Annotated in this window: 15 protein-coding genes and 1 pseudogene; 8 read left to right on the top strand and 8 right to left on the bottom strand. The window is 64.6% G+C overall.

All coding sequences use genetic code 11. The features are described 5' to 3' along the window. Nucleotides 1-4 precede the first annotated feature (4 nt). Complete coding sequence (locus tag Q1L50_RS14450; RefSeq protein ID WP_300339924.1) at nucleotides 5-1,048, top strand: bifunctional UDP-4-keto-pentose/UDP-xylose synthase; 1,044 nt, start codon at nucleotides 5-7, stop codon at nucleotides 1,046-1,048. Nucleotides 1,049-1,064: 16 nt separating this feature from the next. Next, nucleotides 1,065-1,988 (top strand): 4-deoxy-4-formamido-L-arabinose-phosphoundecaprenol deformylase, encoded by a 924-nt coding sequence (locus tag Q1L50_RS14445; protein ID WP_300339922.1) that lies wholly within the window; start codon nucleotides 1,065-1,067, stop codon nucleotides 1,986-1,988. Between the two features lie 41 nt (nucleotides 1,989-2,029). Here Q1L50_RS14445 and Q1L50_RS14440 read toward each other — a convergent pair whose 3' ends face one another. Continuing rightward, nucleotides 2,030-2,926: a hypothetical protein gene (locus Q1L50_RS14440; protein ID WP_300339920.1), complete on the bottom strand. Its 897-nt coding sequence runs from the start codon at nucleotides 2,924-2,926 to the stop codon at nucleotides 2,030-2,032. Nucleotides 2,927-3,068: 142 nt separating this feature from the next. Between Q1L50_RS14440 and Q1L50_RS14435 the strand changes: the two genes are divergently transcribed. Then, on the top strand, nucleotides 3,069-4,040 hold the full coding sequence (locus tag Q1L50_RS14435) for a 2-dehydropantoate 2-reductase (RefSeq protein ID WP_300339918.1): 972 nt from the start codon (nucleotides 3,069-3,071) through the stop codon (nucleotides 4,038-4,040). Between the two features lie 254 nt (nucleotides 4,041-4,294). Here Q1L50_RS14435 and Q1L50_RS14430 read toward each other — a convergent pair whose 3' ends face one another. The 3 genes from Q1L50_RS14430 to Q1L50_RS14420 are packed head-to-tail and all read right to left on the bottom strand — an operon-like array spanning nucleotide 4,295 to nucleotide 7,190. Further along, nucleotides 4,295-5,737 (bottom strand): LutB/LldF family L-lactate oxidation iron-sulfur protein, encoded by a 1,443-nt coding sequence (locus tag Q1L50_RS14430; RefSeq protein ID WP_300339916.1) that lies wholly within the window; start codon nucleotides 5,735-5,737, stop codon nucleotides 4,295-4,297. Next, a complete protein-coding gene (locus Q1L50_RS14425) occupies nucleotides 5,734-6,411 on the bottom strand; it encodes a lactate utilization protein (RefSeq protein WP_300339914.1) in 678 nt (225 codons plus the stop codon). Before Q1L50_RS14425 ends, Q1L50_RS14430 begins: the two co-directional genes overlap by 4 nt. Then, the gene (locus tag Q1L50_RS14420; protein ID WP_300339912.1) at nucleotides 6,408-7,190 is read right to left on the bottom strand and encodes a (Fe-S)-binding protein; all 783 of its coding nucleotides are present in this window, start codon (nucleotides 7,188-7,190) and stop codon (nucleotides 6,408-6,410) included. Before Q1L50_RS14420 ends, Q1L50_RS14425 begins: the two co-directional genes overlap by 4 nt. A gap of 254 nt (nucleotides 7,191-7,444) precedes the next feature. Between Q1L50_RS14420 and Q1L50_RS14415 the strand changes: the two genes are divergently transcribed. Then, on the top strand, nucleotides 7,445-8,197 hold the full coding sequence (locus Q1L50_RS14415) for an FCD domain-containing protein (RefSeq protein ID WP_300339910.1): 753 nt from the start codon (nucleotides 7,445-7,447) through the stop codon (nucleotides 8,195-8,197). A gap of 9 nt (nucleotides 8,198-8,206) precedes the next feature. Here the strand turns inward: Q1L50_RS14415 and smpB are convergent, their stop codons facing one another. Continuing rightward, nucleotides 8,207-8,653, bottom strand: a complete 447-nt coding sequence (gene smpB, locus Q1L50_RS14410) for an SsrA-binding protein SmpB (protein WP_300339909.1) — start codon at nucleotides 8,651-8,653, stop codon at nucleotides 8,207-8,209. A 78-nt stretch (nucleotides 8,654-8,731) separates the two neighbouring features. Between smpB and Q1L50_RS14405 the strand changes: the two genes are divergently transcribed. After that, the gene (locus Q1L50_RS14405; protein WP_300339907.1) at nucleotides 8,732-9,175 is read left to right on the top strand and encodes a type II toxin-antitoxin system RatA family toxin; all 444 of its coding nucleotides are present in this window, start codon (nucleotides 8,732-8,734) and stop codon (nucleotides 9,173-9,175) included. Between the two features lies 1 nt (nucleotide 9,176). Continuing rightward, nucleotides 9,177-9,491: an RnfH family protein gene (locus Q1L50_RS14400; RefSeq protein WP_300339905.1), complete on the top strand. Its 315-nt coding sequence runs from the start codon at nucleotides 9,177-9,179 to the stop codon at nucleotides 9,489-9,491. A gap of 10 nt (nucleotides 9,492-9,501) precedes the next feature. On the opposite strand, the gene Q1L50_RS14395 is transcribed toward Q1L50_RS14400, so the two are convergent. Continuing rightward, complete coding sequence (locus tag Q1L50_RS14395; protein WP_300339903.1) at nucleotides 9,502-9,945, bottom strand: DUF4124 domain-containing protein; 444 nt, start codon at nucleotides 9,943-9,945, stop codon at nucleotides 9,502-9,504. A 62-nt stretch (nucleotides 9,946-10,007) separates the two neighbouring features. Here Q1L50_RS14395 and guaB point away from each other — a divergent pair, with 62 nt between their 5' ends. Both guaB and guaA read left to right on the top strand, forming a co-directional pair. Continuing rightward, the gene (gene guaB / locus Q1L50_RS14390) at nucleotides 10,008-11,468 is read left to right on the top strand and encodes an IMP dehydrogenase (protein ID WP_300339901.1); all 1,461 of its coding nucleotides are present in this window, start codon (nucleotides 10,008-10,010) and stop codon (nucleotides 11,466-11,468) included. A gap of 58 nt (nucleotides 11,469-11,526) precedes the next feature. Beyond that, nucleotides 11,527-13,092 carry a glutamine-hydrolyzing GMP synthase gene (gene guaA, locus Q1L50_RS14385; protein ID WP_300339899.1) on the top strand — a complete coding sequence of 522 codons (1,566 nt, stop codon included), beginning with the start codon at nucleotides 11,527-11,529 and terminating at the stop codon, nucleotides 13,090-13,092. Nucleotides 13,093-13,289: 197 nt separating this feature from the next. Here guaA and Q1L50_RS14380 read toward each other — a convergent pair whose 3' ends face one another. Next, the gene (locus Q1L50_RS14380) at nucleotides 13,290-15,995 is read right to left on the bottom strand and encodes a DEAD/DEAH box helicase family protein (protein ID WP_300339897.1); all 2,706 of its coding nucleotides are present in this window, start codon (nucleotides 15,993-15,995) and stop codon (nucleotides 13,290-13,292) included. Nucleotides 15,996-16,169: 174 nt separating this feature from the next. Next, nucleotides 16,170-16,304: pseudogene (locus Q1L50_RS14375) on the bottom strand (Zeta toxin family protein); the annotation flags it as partial. Between the last annotated feature and the right edge of the window lie 142 nt (nucleotides 16,305-16,446).

Here is a 16,446-nt window from a genome sequence, read left to right as displayed (position 1 = left end):
CCTCATGAAAAAAATCCTGATCCTCGGCGTCAACGGCTTCATCGGCCACCACCTCTCACAGCGCATCCTGGCCAGCACCGGCTGGGAGGTCTACGGGATGGACGTCAACAGCGAGCGGGTGTCCGACTTGATGGCACATCCGCGCTTTCACTTCTTCGAGGGCGACATCATGATCAGCAGGGAGTGGATCGAGTATCACGTGCGCAAGTGCGACGTGATCCTGCCGCTGGTCGCCATCGCCACCCCGGCGACCTACGTCACCGAACCCTTGCGTGTCTTCGAGCTGGACTTCGAGGCCAACCTGCCGATCATCCGGCAGGCGGTCAAGTACCGGAAGCGCGTGCTCTTCCCGTCAACCTCCGAGGTCTACGGGATGAGCCAGGACCCCGAATTCGACCCGGAGAGTTCGCCACTGATCTACGGCCCGATCAACAAGCCGCGCTGGATCTACGCCTGCGCCAAGCAGATGATGGACCGGGTGATCCACGCCTACGGCCAGCAGGAAGGGCTGCAGTACACGCTGTTTCGCCCGTTCAACTGGATCGGCCCCGGCCTGGACTCGATCCACACGCCCAAGGAAGGCTCGTCGCGGGTGATCACCCAGTTCCTCGGTCACATCGTCCGCGGCGAAGCGATCAAGCTGGTCGACGGCGGCGCCCAGAAACGCTCCTTCACCTACGTCAGCGACGGCATCGACGCGCTGATGAAGATCATCGAAAACAAGGACGGCGTCGCCGACAGCAAGATCTACAACATTGGCAACCCGAAGAACAATTACTCGATCCGCGAGTTGGCGACGCTGATGCTCGATCTGGCCCAGGAATACCCGGAGTACGCCGACTCGGCGGCGCAGGTCAAGGTGATCGAAACCACCTCCGCCGAGTACTACGGCAAAGGCTATCAGGATACCCAGCACCGCGTGCCGATGATCACCAACACCATGGCCGACCTCGGCTGGCAACCGCAGGTCGGCTTCGAGGACGCACTGCGCGGGATTTTCGAGGCCTATCGCAGCGACGTCGCCGCCGCGCGCCGGCTGATGGACTGAGATCGGCCGCAGCCACATGCCCTCGCTGGTCCTCAAGATCGACGTCGACACCTACCGCGGCACGCTGATCGGCGTGCCGCGGCTGGTAGACCTGCTGCGCCGGCACCGGGCCGACGCCACCTTCCTGTTCTCGCTCGGTCCCGACCATACCGGCCGGGCGATCAAGCGCGTCTTCCGGCGCGGCTTCATGCAGAAAGTCTCACGAACCTCGGTGGTCTCGCACTACGGCTTCAAGACGCTGCTGTACGGCACCCTGCTGCCGGGCCCGGATATCGGCCGCCGCTGCGCCGACATCCTGCGCGGCGTCCGCGACGCGGGTTTCGAGACCGGCATCCACTGCTGGGACCACATCCGCTGGCAGGATGGCGTTCGCCCGGCCGACGTGCGCTGGACCGACCGCGAGATGGCCCTGGCCGGCAAGCGCTATCAGGAAATCTTCGGTGAACCGGCGACCGTCCATGGCGCCGCCGGCTGGCAGATGAACGGCCAGGCGCTGCGCCTGACGCAGCGCCTTGGCTTCAGCCACGCCTCCGACTGCCGCGGCCGCCACCCGTTCTTGCCGGTATGGAACGCCGAAATCGTCACCTGCCCGCAACTGCCGACGACCCTGCCGACGCTCGACGAACTGATCGGCATCGACGGCATCGACGAAGGAAACGTCGATCAACACCTGCTGGCACTGACCCGTGACCCGCCAGCCAGCGGCCACGTATTCACCCTGCACGCCGAACTCGAAGGAATGAAGCTGCTGCCGGTGCTCGAAAAGCTGTTGCTCGGCTGGCAACAGCAGGGCTATACGCTGAGCACCCTGCGCCAGGTCCGTGCCGGCCTCGACGCCGACCGGCTGCCACGCCACGAAATCGCCTGGGGCAGCGTCGCCGGTCGTTCCGGCGAACTGCTGGTGCAGGGAGGTGAGTTTCTCGCCAGAGCCACCGCCTGAGGGCGAAGGCAGTGCCACCGCCGTGCGCGGCGACGCCGCCGCTAGCGCTGGTAGAAACGCAGTCCCTGCTGCTCGAATTTTTTCTCCCATGGATCAAATGGCGGCGCCGGCGGCGGCTTGGGCTTGTCGGCCGGTAGCGGCGTCGGCCTCGGCCGGTGCCCTGGCCCGTACCATGGCGGCCGGAAGGCGCCAGCAACGTAGCGCAGGATGAAGCTCACCGGCGGCGCGTTCCTGAGCACCTCGCCGCCGCGGTCGACGATCGCCGCGTCGAGCTGATAGCGCTGATTGGCCGGTGGCAGGGTATCGCCCCAGAACTCGGGCGGAATGGTGAATTCGCTGGCGGTGAAGCGCTGGCCGACCGGTTGGCCGTTGACGCGGACCATGATCGCGTGCCCGTCGCCCAGTTGCAGCGGCGGATCAACCGCGACGCGCACCTCGAAGGGCGCGGCATTGGCCGCGACGCTGCCGTTGTCCTCGGGCGAAACGATGCTGAAGCTGCGGTACACCGGTCCGGCGGCGACCGGCCTGGATGATTCCTGCGGCTTGCGGGCGGCAGCGGCGCTGTCTTTGGCAACGGGAACGGGCTCGACGACGGTGATTGGCGGCAGGTTCACCGCCTTCGCACCGGGCTGCGGCTTGTCCGAATAAACCGTACCGCCGGCGCCACGGGTGACGAAGACCTCCTGTGCCTGGGCCAACGATGGCAGCGCCAGCAGCAGGACAAGCTGCACGACCCGCGTCGCGGAACCGGCCGGCAATTGCGCGAAGCTGTCGATCGACCGGCCTGGCGTTGGCGACAATGGCAGAGAGGACTGTGGCATCACGAAGCCGCCGTGCGGACTGGAGATTGCCAGAGTATCGAGCAGCGCTGGCGCGCTGGCAAGCGCCAGTGGCCCGGCAGCGGCGCACCAGTGCCACTGCCGGCCGCCGCCTGGCATTTTCGGCTCTACCGGCGGGCACCGGCCGTGCCGGCGGATCAAGGATCGTCGCCGGTGGACACCGACCGGCACGCCTCGTATGCTGCCACCCTTGGCCGGTCGGCCGGTTGGCCAACCGGCACGGGCAATGAGGAGAGTCCTGATGAGCAAGCTGCGCCTGACGGTCATTGGCGGTGGCTCGGTGGGGCTGGTGATGGCGGCAAGCTTGGCGCTGGCGGGCATTGACCTCACGCTGCTGGCGCGGGGTCCTGCGGTGGGTCAACTGCGCCGCGACGGCATCGAGGTCACCGGTGTCCTGGGCACGCACACCGTCGCACCGGGAACGATCGCCATTGACGACGCGGATCGTCCCGACGCCGCCAGCCTTGATTGCGACGTCCTGATCGTGGCGACGAAGGCCTATCAGCTCGCCGGTGTGCTGCGACCGATCGCAGCGAAGGCGGGAGATACAGCGGCTCCTCGCACGATTCTTCTGCTCCAGAATGGCTGGGGATCGGCTGACGAGGCGAGAGCGATGATGCCGGGCGCTACCGCAATCTTCTCAAGTGTCATGCTGATCGGCAGCGAGCGGCGGTCGGCAAGGCAGGTCAATATCAATGTCCAGGCCGGGCCGGTGCGGATCGGCAGCCTGTTCGGCAGCGCATCGGACGTTATTCGGGCGCTGATTGCCGCGGCCGCGAACGGTATCCTGCCGATGGTCTACGACGAGAAGATCGAGCAGGCGATACTGAGCAAGTTCCTGTTCAACAACTGCCTCAACGCCAGCGGCGCCTTGACCGGTAAGACCTATGGCGAACTGCTCGGCAACCCGCATTCGCGCCGTTTGATCATTGATCTCGCCGATGAGGCGATCCGGGTTCTCGCCGCCGCGCGGGACTACCAGGCAGCCGAAGGCGGTGCGCACTATGTCGAGAATATTTTGACCCCGTTGGTCATTCCGAAGGCCGCAGCCCACCGCTCATCGATGCTGCAGGATGTTGAAGCCGGGCGCCGTACCGAGATCGACTACTTGAACGGTGCAGTCGCCAGCATGGGCCATGCATGCGGCATCGCTACGCCCGTCAACGAAGCGATCCTCGCGCTCATTCATGCGCGCGAACGGAACGGATGGTGAGCGTCGGCAGCGGGCGATGCGTGGTCGACGCAGACGAGGGCAACACTCCCTTCCGGCCAGGAAGCGTCAGCGGTGCGGGTGGTCGTATCGCCGGTCGGGCTGCCGGGTCGGGCCGGAGCAGCAGTGTCCGTCGCGGAGAAGGATCAGCGCGCAGGGCTGGCCCATGACCTGCGTGCGCTTTTCGGCCTGACAGCCGCCGCTGACCCCTGAACCGTGATCGGCTTCGCCGCTCCGCGGTGCGCCGCTGGACCGCTTCAGCGCCTCTTGCTTCTCGCCGCCATCAGCTCGTGCAGCGTCCGCGCAGCCGGCTTCATCGGCGTGCGGCTGACCGTCCAGCCGCCTTGCAGCGGCGGCGTCAGGGCGCGCAAGCGCGTCGCCAGCCAGCCGAAGGCGCGATAGAACGCCGGGCGGGTGTACAGCGCCGCCCAGCCCGACCAGACGGCGTCGACCAGGCGGCTCCTGGCAGCGCCCTGCCCAAGCAGCGGTGCATGGCCGGGGCGCGCATCGTGCTGCGCTTCCTCGCGCAGGCGGACCAGCAGTTCCGGAATCGGGATGCGCACCGGACAGACTTCGCCGCAGGCGCCACAGAGGCTGGAAGCGGTCGGCAGGACGTGCGTCGCCGCCAGGCCCATCATATGGGGCGAGATTATTTCGCCGATCGGCCCGGGATAGGTGGTGCCGTAGGCGTGGCCGCCGATGCGCGTATACACCGGGCAATGATTCATGCACGCGCCGCAGCGGATACACTGCAGCGTCGAGCGCAGCTGTTGGTCGGCGTAGGCCTGCGTGCGGCCGTTGTCGACCAGCACCAGGTGCACCTCGCGCGGGCCGTCCTTCTCGCCCGGCCGGCGCGGACCGCTGATCATGTTGAAGTAGGTGGTGATCGCCTGGCCGGTCGCCGAACGCGTCAACAGGCCGAACAGTGGCGGCACGTGTTCGAGCTTCTCGACCACTTTCTCGATGCCGGTAATGGCGATATGCACGTCCGGGACGGTGGTGCACATGCGGCCGTTGCCTTCGTTCTCGACCAGACACAGGGTGCCGGTTTCGGCAACGGCGAAGTTCACGCCGGACATCCCGACCTCGGCGGTCATGAACTTTTCGCGCAGGACGGCGCGGCCGATGCCGATCAGTTCGTCGACCGATTCGGTGTAACGTGCGCCGGGGACCTTGTCGGCGAACAGCCGGGCGATCTGTTGCTTGGTCTTGTGGATCGCCGGCATGATGATGTGCGAGGGCTTCTCGCCGTCGAGCTGGACGATGTACTCGCCCATGTCGCTCTCCAGCGCGTCGATGCCGACGTCGGCCATCGCGTGGTTGAGCTCGACCTCCTCGCTGACCATCGACTTGCCCTTGACCATCAGTTTCGTCGAGTGGCGCTGCGCGATGCCGATGATGATCGCGCAAGCCTCTTCGGCGCTCTCGGCCCAATGCACCTTGACCCCGTTGTCGGTGAGCTTGCGCTCGAGCTGCTCCAGCAGCTCGGGCAGGCGCGCCAGGCTGTACTGGCGGATGTGCTCGGCAAGCGAGCGCTGACGTTCGAGCGCTTCGGGATCGGGGAACTGCGCGGCGCGCTTGTTGATCAGAAAATCCATCGCACCACGGAAACTCTTGCGCAGATGGTCGTCGGCGACGGCAACAGCGGCGCGCTGCTTGAATTCGCTGGCCGGGACGAACTTCAATTGCTGTGCGTTCATGGCCGTTCCTCCTCATTGACCAGCAGCAGGACGATCAGCTCCTTCGGCCCGTGCGCACCGTAGGCCAGCGTGACCTGGATGTCGGCGGTCTTCGACGGGCCCGAGACGAGCAGCGCGTTGGTCGGCATGCCGTCGCTCCAGCGCTGCTCGATCATCGCCTGGAAGAAGGTGTCGTAAAGCTGGTTTGCGTCGAGCAGCGCGAAGTGGATCGGCGGCACCAGTGACATCAGGCGCGGTTCGCTGGCGCCTGGCCAGACGATCAGCGTCCCGGTCTCGGCGATGCCGCCTCGGGTCGCACTCAGACCGGCGTCGGTGTCTTCGAACAGTTCCTTTTTCCAGCCGTCGATCGGTCGATCGTAAGGCCTCAGACCGTCGATGCTGGCGGCCTCGAGCTGCGCTGCGTGCGCGCTGTCCTCGCCGTAGAGCAGCGACCGCACGCCCTTGGCGACGCACAGCTCGCGCAGCTTCTGCGGCCAGTCGTCGCGGGTCACCCGGATCACCTCGCCATGCCAGAAAGCCATCTTTTCGCAGAACAGCTCGATTCGCGAAGCACGGGTGCTGGGCGCCGCTGCGGCGGTGACCGCGGCATGGAAAGCGGCCACATCCGGCGCCATCGGCGGCTGCCCCTGCGGCGCCGCGCGCAGGCGCCGCAGGATATTGTCGCGCGCGCTCATGGCTGCCCTCCCTCACCGCTGGTGCGCTGCCACAGGAAGGTCGCCAGGTGCTGGCCCTGAAAGCCATCGCCGCGCTTCTGCAGGGTGTGGTTCAGGCTGAGCATGCAGCCGCAGTCCGCCGACACGAAGGTCTGCGCACCGGTCTCCTGCAGCGCGTCGACCTTGTCGCCGGCCATCGCCGACGAGATCGCCGGGTGCTTGAGCGAGAAGGTGCCGCCGAAACCGCAACACTCCGCTTCGTGCTCGTGGATGATCACTTCGACATCGGCAAGCTGAGCCAGCAGCGAGCGCCCGTGCAGGTGCGTACCCATCTCGCGGCGGGCGGCGCACGAGGTGTGCAGCGCAACGCGGGTCGGCGCGCCCCGGTCAGCCAGATCGACCCTGGCGACATGGACGAGGAATTCGGTGAGTTCGAAAACGCGGTCGCCAAGCGCTGCCGCTTCCGCCTGCAGGCGCGGATCGTCGGCGAACATCTCCGGATAGTGGTGGCGCATGGTGCCGGCGCACGACCCCGAGGGAACAATCACCGGCCAGGGCTCCGGAAAGAGCCGCAACTGCGCCAGGGCGACGGCGCGCGCCTGTTCGGGGAAACCGCTGCTGTGCGCCGGTTGCCCGCAGCAGGTCTGATCGGCCGGGAAGTGGACCTCGATGCCCTCGCGCTCGAGCAGCTTGACGGCGTTGACTCCCGCGTCTGGACAGAAGAGGTCGATCAGGCAGGTTCCGAAGAGGTAAACCTTGCCTGGTTTGTCCGGGTAATGGCGGCTCCCTGCTTGATCCATGAGCGTCTCCTGTTGATCGATGGACTGCAAAGTGGTAAGACCAATTAGCCACGTACACTAGTTCCGCCCCCGGGCTTTGTCAATCGGCGCCCGCCGGATCGCTTTCGCCCGCAGCCTAGCAGCAGGAGCAGCCGCCGTGGAGCGATCGACGGCGGAGCACGGCTCGCGCTTGCCCACGCTGACGGAAACTGGTAAGACCACTCGATACCTGCAATAATTCGGCGACCAATCTCAGGCCCCCCCCGCAGATCAGCATGACTTACAGCAAGCTCAACCTGCCGCGGATCCCCGACGCCATCGCTCATCAGCTCGAGACGCGCATTCTCGAAGGATCACTGAAACCCGGTGATCGCCTGCCGGCCGAGCGGGAACTGGCGGTCGAACTGGGGGTTTCACGTCCCTCGCTGCGCGAAGCAATCAAGAAACTCGTCTCGCGTGAACTGCTGATCAGTCGCCACGGCGGCGGAACGTACGTCACCGACCGCCTCGAAGCAACTTTCATCGACCCCTGGCAGCAACTGCTCGAGCAGCACCCCCTGCTCCAGGACGACGTCCTCGAGTTCCGCTACCTGCTCGAAGCGTCGGCCGCCGAACTGGCCGCGCAACGCGCCACCGACGCCGACCTGCGACGTCTCGACGAGGTCTATGGCCGGCTTGACGCCGCTTATCTGGGCGACGACCGCAGCGCACAGGTGGCAGCCGACGTCGCTTTTCATCTGACCATCGCCGAGTCGGCGCACAACGCGCTGTTCGGTCACGTGGTGGCCAGCGTTCTGCGCCTGCTGCACGAGCACGTGCGGCGCAGCCTCCGCGAGATCGCGGTCAGTCCCGAGACCGGTCGGCAACTGATGGCGCAGCACCTGACGATCCGCGATGCGATTCGCAGCCGTCAGCCTGCCGCCGCCCGGCTGGCCGCCCAGACGCACATCGGCTTCGTCAGGCAGCGCCTGAGCGAAGCCGCGGCATCCGAGCAAAGACAGCAGCGCTCGCTGCGGCACTTCAGCTGAGCCGGCACGCTAGACCTTGGCGCGCATCAGGCGCGCTTTCTCGCGGACCCAGTCGCGCTCCTTCTCGGCGTCGCGCTTGTCGAATTGCTTCTTGCCCTTGGCCAGGCCGATCTCGGCCTTGATCCGGCCGCGCTGAAAATGCAGGTCCAGCGGTAGCAGGGTGTAGCCCGCGCGCTCGACCTGTCCGATCAGCTTGCTGATCTGTCTGGCGTGCAGCAGCAGCTTGCGGGTGCGGACCGGGTCGGGTGTGACGTGCGACGACGCGGCCATCAGCGGCGTGATGTGCATCCCGAAAATGAACACTTCGCCATTGCGCACGAGGACGTACGCTTCCTTGATGCTCGCCCGCCCGGCACGGATCGCCTTCACTTCCCAGCCCTCCAGAGCCATCCCGGCCTCGACCTTCTCTTCTATGAAATAGTCATGAAAAGCCTTCTTGTTGGCGATGATGCTCATGGTGCTTTTTCTCGGGAAATTAGGAGTCTGGAGTGCTAGAATGCGCGATTCTACAGGATTGACGAGGTACGGCAGAGAATGGCCACGGTCAAGAAATCGGTGCTGATCGAGCGATCATCGCAACAGATGTTCGACCTCGTCGACCGTGTCGAGGACTATCCGCAATTCCTGCCGTGGTGCAGCGAGACGCGCTGCCAGTTTCGTGACGCCCGGAAAACGGTCGCCACGCTGCATATCAACTACCGCCGGGTGAGTTCGCACTTCACCACCGAGAACGACAAGGAATCGCCGCTGTCGATGAAAATCCGGCTGGTCGATGGCCCGTTTCGCCGGCTTGACGGCTTCTGGCACTTCAAGCCGCTGGCCGATTACGCCTGCAAGATCGAGTTCCAGCTGTCGTACGAGTTTTCCAGCAAGATGCTCGAGAAAGTGATCGGTCCGGTTTTCAGCCAGATCGCCAACACCTTCGTCGATGCCTTCGTCAAACGCGCCAACGAGGTGCATGGCTTGCCGACCAGCTGAAATGCTCAGCATCGACGTGATCTATGCCCTGCCGGGCAAGCAGCAGCTGATCAGCCTGAAGCTGCCCGATGGCAGTACCGCGCGGCAGGCAATCGAAGCGTCCGGCCTGCTGCAGAAGTATCCGGAAATCGACCTGGCCAGGAACAAGATCGGGGTCTTCGCCAAGCTCACCAAACCCGACGCGCCCTTGCGCGATCAGGACCGCGTCGAAATCTACCGGCCTTTGATTGCCGACCCCAAGGAAGTGCGCAAACAGCGCGCCGCCGCCGGCAAGGTCATGAAAAAGGGCGCCGGTGACGGCGACAGCAGCGAGTGAGCGGAGCCGCTCACTTGCAACTGGTTTGCGCGGCCTGGCGCGCCCTGGCAATCTCCTGTTCACGCTGCGCCTCGTCGAGATAGTAACGTTCGCCCTTGTTGTCACGCATCGACACCCGCTCGCCGGATTCCAGGACCTGCAGCAGGCGGCGGGCGGCGTCGCAATTTTCCCTTCTTTGCGCCGCCGCGTAGGCGTCTTTTTCGGCCTTGTCGGCGCCCTCGCGCGACTCCTTCTGGCGCTTGCGGAAGTCCATCTCGCGGTCGGCCAGCGTCTTGCCGGCTTCGCTGCCCGCCGGCGGCGCGTCGGCGTCGATCAGCCGCGGCTGTTTGACCTTGCCGACCGGCGGTCTGTCGGAGATCACGGTCTTGTTGTTCTCGTCCAGCCATTGATAGATCTGCGCTTCCGCCGCCAGCGCGGCAAGCAGGGTGGCAGCAGCAAAGGCAATGCGCTTCATGGTCGTTCAGCGGTTGGGGAGCACACTGTATAATACGTTTTTGTGACCTCGGATCAAAGGCCATGCGTTTAATCCAACGGGCGCTGACGTTCGACGACGTCCTCCTCGTCCCGGCCCACTCGGTCGTCGTGCCGCGCGACGTAGACCTCAAGACGCGCCTGACCCGCAACATCAGCCTCAATCTGCCCCTGGTGTCGGCGGCCATGGACACCGTCACCGAGAGCCGCCTGGCGATTGCCCTCGCTCAGGAGGGCGGCATCGGAATCGTTCACAAGAACCTCAGCCCGAAGGCGCAAGCCGCCGAAGTCGCCAAGGTCAAGCGCTTCGAATCCGGGATTCTCAAGGATCCGATCACCGTTTCGCCGAACATGCCGGTGCGCGACGTGCTGGCGCTGACCAGCCTGCACAAGATCTCCGGCGTGCCAGTGCTCGATGGCCGGGTGGTCGTCGGCATCGTCACCAACCGCGACCTGCGTTTCGAGACCAATCTCGATCAGCCGGTCCGAAACATCATGACCCCGCAGGATCGCCTGGTCACGGTTCCCGAGGGAACCACCGTCGAGGAAGGCAAGGCGGTGATCCACAAACACCGCCTGGAGCGGGTGCTGGTGATCAACGATGCTTTCGAACTTCGCGGCCTGATCACCGTCAAGGACATCATCAAGACCACCGAGCATCCCTATGCCAGCAAGGACGCGGCTGGCCGCCTGCGCGCGGGCGCCGCGGTCGGCGTCGGCCCCGGCACCGAAGAGCGCGCCGAACTGCTCGCCGAGGCGGGCGTCGACGTGCTGGTCGTCGACACCGCCCACGGCCACTCGCAGGGCGTCCTCGACCGCGTCAACTGGATCAGGAAGAACTTCCCCGACGTCGAGGTCATCGGCGGCAACATCGCCACGGCCGAAGCCGCGCGCGCGATGGTCGACCATGGCGCCGACGGGGTCAAGGTCGGCATCGGCCCCGGCTCGATCTGCACCACGCGCATCGTCGCCGGCGTCGGCGTGCCACAGATCACCGCCATCCAGAACGTGTACGACGCGCTCAAGGAGAGCGGCGTGCCGCTGATCGCCGACGGTGGCGTGCGCTACTCCGGCGACATCTCGAAAGCGATCGCCGCCGGTGGCAACGCGGTGATGCTCGGCGGCCTCTTCGCCGGTACCGAAGAAGCGCCCGGCGAGGTCGAACTGTTCCAGGGACGGTCGTACAAATCCTACCGCGGGATGGGCTCGATCGGCGCCATGGCTGCCGGTGCGGCGGACCGCTATTTCCAGGACGAAACCGCCAACGTCGACAAGCTGGTCCCGGAAGGCATCGAAGGCCGCGTCCCCTACAAGGGCTCGGTGCTGGCGGTGATTCACCAGTTGATGGGCGGCCTGCGCTCGTCGATGGGATATCTTGGCTGCCGGACGATAGCCGAAATGCACGAGCGGGCGACCTTCGTCCAGATCACCTCGGCCGGCGTTCGCGAGTCGCATGTCCACGATGTGCAGATCACCAAGGAAGCTCCCAACTACCACGTCGATTGAGCACCGATCGACGAACGACGGGCGGCTGCTGGCCGCCCGCTTCATTTGAGGCGTCGCCATGTCCCATCAAAAGATCCTGATTCTCGACTTCGGCTCACAGGTTGTCCAGCTGATCGCCCGCCGCGTCCGCGAACAACAGGTCTATTGCGAGCTGCATCCCTACGACATCGACGAGAACTTCATCCGCGACTTCAAGCCGCGGGGAATCATTCTCTCTGGCGGTCCCAATTCGGTCTATGCGGTAGACGATTTCAAGGCGCCGCAAGTGGTGTTCGAGCTCGGTGTGCCAGTGCTCGGGATCTGCTACGGCATGCACCTGATGGCGGCGCAGTTGGGTGGCAGCGTCGAAAGCTCGACGAAACGCGAATTCGGCTACGCCGAAATGCGCGCCCGTGGCCACTCGGCGTTGTTCACGGGCATCGAGGATCGCCGCAATGACCAAGGCCACGGTCTGCTCGACGTCTGGATGAGCCACGGCGACAAGGTCACCGCCTTGCCACCGGGATTCACGCTGATCGGCAGCAACGAATCAACGGCGATCGCGGCGATGGCCGACGAACAGCGCAAGTTCTACGCGGTGCAGTTTCATCCCGAGGTCACCCACACCCTCAAGGGCAAGGAGATCCTCGGCCGCTTCGTCCGCGACATCTGCGGCTGCGGACACGACTGGAACATGCCCGACTACGTCGACGAGGCGGTCGCCAGAATCCGGTCGCAGGTCGGCAAAGAAGAAGTGATCCTCGGCCTTTCCGGCGGCGTCGATTCGTCGGTGGCCGCCGCGCTGATCCACCGCGCGATCGGCGACCAACTGACCTGTGTCTTTGTCGACAACGGGCTGCTGCGGCTCAACGAAGCCGAGCAGGTGATGCAGACATTCGCCCGCAACCTCGGCGTCAAGGTCGTACACGTCGACGCTGCCGCGCAATTCATGGGCCATCTGCGGGGCGTCTCTGACCCGGAACAGAAGCGCAGGATCATCGGCCGCGAGTTTGTCGAGGTGTTCCAGGCCGAAGCGGACCGGCTGGGCAACGCCAGATGGCTGGCACAGGGGACGATCTACCCGGACGTGATCGAGTCCGCGGGTGCCAAGACCAAGAAAGCGCACACCATCAAGAGCCATCACAACGTCGGAGGCCTGCCCGAACAACTCAGTCTGAAGCTGCTCGAACCGCTCCGCGAACTGTTCAAGGACGAGGTCCGCGAGCTCGGCGTCGCGCTCGGCCTCGCCCACGACATGGTCTATCGCCACCCCTTCCCCGGCCCCGGTCTCGGCGTCAGGATCCTCGGCGAGGTGAGGCCCGAGTTCGCCGACCTGTTGCGCCGGGCCGACGCCATTTTCATCGACGAGTTGCGCGCCGCCGGCTGGTACGAAAAGACCAGCCAGGCCTTTGCCGTGTTCCTGCCGGTGAAATCGGTCGGCGTCATGGGCGACGGACGGACCTACGAGTACGTGGTCGCCCTGCGAGCCGTCGAGACGCAGGACTTCATGACCGCCCAGTGGGCAGAACTGCCGCACAGCCTGCTCGGCAAGGTCTCGAACCGGATCATCAACGAGGTCCGCGGCATCAACCGCGTGGTTTACGACATTTCGGGGAAACCGCCGGCGACGATCGAGTGGGAATAGGCACCCGTCTGGCACGGGCAGGAAACGGCTGGCGATTCGTTCGCCTAAAACGCGACGAGGGATCGTTTTCGATCTCGGACCGATGGACCCTGTGCATCGCTGGCAGGACAAGCCACTCTGAGACACCTTGGTCGGGGGAATTCAAGGGAATTCAAGGGAATTCGAGCGCCAAGTGCTTGCCGCAGCAGCGCCGATTTCTAGCTGCCGCAAGCGAAGCGAGCCGCCAGACCATCCAGCGTCATGTTCCCCACGATCTCGTCATGTGGAATCAGCAGGTATCGCCACGGCTTGCCGCCGTAGCTTGCCGCATGCCCTGACGCATTCGCGCACCACTTGACGGCGGCATCCTTCTTGGCGATCACCAGCGGGTCGTCAAGTTCGGTGCGCTTCTTGGGTTCCAGCATGTAGATCGTGACAGCAGTTTCAGCAACGAAGTCCGGCTGGTATTCCAGATGGTCCGCGCCATTCCGGTAGGAGATCCGGAACTGGCCCTTGGCGGGCTTGAACCACTTGCTGGCCTCGCGCTCCAGAATCACCGCCAGCTTGCGCTCCGAATCGGAATCAAACCTCTGCACCGGATAGAGGCAGCGCTCGAAGCCGCCAAACAGGTACTTCGCCATGTTGCTCTTGTCCGCCGGCTCGACCCGGTAGTTGGCAGTCGCCTCCTGCACGGAATGCGAGTAGGCGCTCTGCTTCAGTTCGGTAAAGCCCTTGCTGACCTTCACCTCGTAGCCAACGACGTCTTCCCAGTAATGCGCCTGCATCTGGGCGTGGATGTAGCGCGCAATGTCCCGCTGGTAGCAGCGCAGCACCTTGCGGGTGTCGTCCTCGGACAGGTAGCCCTCGAAATGCCGCACCGTCTGCGCGGCGAGGTCGTAGAGCAGGTCGGCGTGTTCGTCGTAGGAAACGTCGTCGAAAGCCACCAGCCCGCTGACCACATAGTCCTCCAGTCGCGCCTCGTCGCTACCGCCAGGTCCTGCCGAGACCACTTCGAGCTGGTTCGTTCGCAGGTGCTGAATCCAAAGCTCATCGGAGACCGCGGGATATTTCAAGGTATCCAGCCGCAGCGAGAAGGCGTTGAAGCCCGATTTCACTTCGCCCCTGGGCACCACCAGAATGCGTGGAATGTCGATGGTTTGTTGGGTCACCAGTTCGACGGTTTTCGCCACCACGGCCGCGAAGTCCGGCTTCTCCGTCACCCCGGCCAGTTCCAATTGGCTCGGCTGATGCTGCTGTTCAACCGCTTTGACGATGGCCGCCTGGATTTCGGGTTTCTTCAGGTACTCGATGGTGGGCAGTACTTGCGGCTGATTTTCCAGCTTGCGGATGACCTCATAGGTGATCTGCGCGACCTTCTGCTCGTCCGGCCTGGTGAAGGCAGGCGCCTGATCGTGTCCGGCCACCGTCGTGCTGCTGGTCGCGTGGGCAGGCGTCAAGCCCAGATTGCTGGCCAGTTGCGATTGCGACACCACGGTGGTCGTTTGCTGCCCGAGCGCATCCGCATCCAGCACCAGGGTCTGCAAGTGCATCGCCGAGTCCGGCCTGTTGGCTTCGGCGACGATCTCCTGAAACCGGTCGTGGGCGACGATGTTCAGCCGATCAACGGCGGTAACGCCGGTGCGCTTGCCGTAGGGCAGGCGCAGGCCGCGCCCGATCGACTGCTCGATGAGGATGCGGGCATTGGCCGCCCGCAGCGGCACGATGGTGTAGAGGTTGGTGACGTCCCAGCCTTCCTTGAGCATGTTGACGTGAACCACGATCTCCGTCGGCTCGTCGCTGTGCTCCACCTTGAGCAGCCGCCCGATCATCGCCTCTTCTTCCGCGCCGGTCTTGCTCGAATCCACCTGGATGACCTTGTCGCGGTAGCGCCCCGCAAAGAACTTGTCGGACTTGATCAGCTCGGACAGTTGCCCGGCATGGGTGGTATCGCGGGCGATCACCAGCAGGAAGGGTTTGACGATGGCGTTGTCGGTCTCGCGGGCGTAGGTCTCCAGTTCCACCTTGACGCTTTCGTGCAGGCGCAGCCCGTCTTCCAGCTTCAGCCGCTCGATCTCCTCGGCCGACATGCCGGCCGGGTTGAAGTTCTTGCGCGTGACCACCGCCGGTTCCTTGACGAAGCCGTCGGCCATGGCGCGACCCAAGGGGTAGTCGACGATCACGTTCCTGAACGCCACCGCGCCGCGCGGGGTCTCGACAAACGGCGTCGCGGTCAGTTCCAGCCCGAGGATCGGCTTCAGCTCGTTGATCGCGCGAATGCCGGCGCTGGCGCGGTAGCGATGCGATTCATCCATCAGCATCACCAGGTCCGGCAAGCCAGCCAGGTAGTCGAAATAACTTTCGCCGATGTACTCGGAAAGCCGCTTGATACGCGGCGAGCGTTGGCCACTGCGGCCACCGCGCATCTCGGCGTTGATCTTGGAAATGTTGAAGATGTTGATCCGCACGCCGCCGGGGAAGGTACCGCTGCGCGGGTCATGCTGATCGTAGTTGTCGCCGGTGATGATCGAAGGCGCATCGATGGCGAATTCGGCGATGCCCCGGAAAACGTACTTGGGATGATTGCGGTCGCTGAAATCGGCGATCAGCTTGTTGTAGATGGTCAGGTTCGGCGCCAGCACAAAGAAGTTGTCTATGCCGTGCGCCAGATGCAGATAGCTGATGAAAGCGCCCATCAGCCGCGTCTTGCCGACGCCGGTGGCGAGCGCGAAGCACAGCGAGGGGAAGTCGCGTTCGAAGTCCGTGACCGAAGGAAACTCGCTGCGGATCGCCGCCAGCATCGCCGCCACATCGGCCCCCTTGCCGGGCGGGGCAATTTCCGTAATGCGGTCGAGAATCTCCAGCGAGCGGCGCTGCGGGTGACGCAGACTCAGGCGGCCGGCAATGGCGTTGACGTGGCGGTTCATCGGGGCTCTGGCTTCCCGCCTGGCTTGACACGGACGCACTGGCCGTCGCGCAGCACGACAAGCTCGGTATTCGTACTAAGCGCCACTTGCGCCGCCCGTTTTGCGGCACGGCGGATGGCAACCCAGGAAGCCGCCAAATCAGGGTCATTGGCGAGTTCGATTTTTTTTTCTCGTTCATGGCTTTTCTCCCCAATTAGCCAGTTCCGGCTCATCGCCGCCATTGTCATAGAGCGCCCAGGCATCCACTGCTTCGCGATAGACCCGCTCGAAATTCCGTAGCCCTGCCGCGAAACGCCTGCGGATAACATCGGCTCTATGTCGTTTCGTGTGGAACGGGCGCTGGTTTTGGCGGTTTGAGGGGGCGGTGATGTCAAGGGCGGACGCAGTCCGGGCGCAGCCGAACCCTTTACATCGCTGCCCGCTCGCTTACGCTTCCTCCGGGCCGAGGAAG

Origin of the sequence: Accumulibacter sp. (assembly GCF_029255145.1) — a bacterium.
Taxonomy (GTDB): domain Bacteria; phylum Pseudomonadota; class Gammaproteobacteria; order Burkholderiales; family Rhodocyclaceae; genus Accumulibacter.
This window is presented reverse-complemented; position numbering and strand designations above follow the sequence as displayed.